Origin of the sequence: Lampropedia puyangensis (assembly GCF_004833285.1) — a bacterium.
Taxonomy (GTDB): Bacteria; Pseudomonadota; Gammaproteobacteria; order Burkholderiales; family Burkholderiaceae_C; genus Lampropedia; species Lampropedia puyangensis.
Genome location: NZ_STFG01000068.1, coordinates 1 through 469 on the forward strand (window position 1 = coordinate 1; position 469 = coordinate 469).

Consider the following 469-nt stretch of genomic DNA (forward strand, 5'->3'; position numbering starts at 1 on the left):
CTGGGTTCTACCCAGATTGAAGCAACGGCTGTTGGTTATACGGCAGCAGTGGTGATGCCAGTGGAGACCATTGCCCCGACAGTGGTGTTTAACTCCTTGGATGGAGCGCGGACCACGTCAAGTTTGCGAGATGATTTCAGCGTTCATTTGCAAGTTCCTGGGGCGTATCACAGCACGGGCTTTAGTTCCACCTCAGCGTTGACGGTTGCCCTGTCTTTGGTGGAGCAAGAGCCAGTGGGAGTGGTCAACGGAATTTATAGTGCAGCCACAGCGGGTAGCTTGATTACACAGTTGAGCATTGTTCAAGGCCGCAACTATTCACCAAGTGCCTACGTGGCTCAGCCTGCAGCAGCAGGGACTTATCGTGTGGCCGCAGAGATTGCAGGTCTTGCCACTGGTCAATCGGCAGTGCAAACGGTCAGCGCAGCCAATCAAGCCCTGAAGCTGAGCACGTACGCTAATAGTGGTC

General features: G+C 54.4%; 1 protein-coding gene. It reads left to right on the top strand.

Annotation, left to right across the window (positions count from 1 at the left end):
* Positions 1 to 469 (top strand): hypothetical protein (locus E9531_RS17595; RefSeq protein WP_158291843.1); only part of this gene is annotated, 469 nt, incomplete at both ends.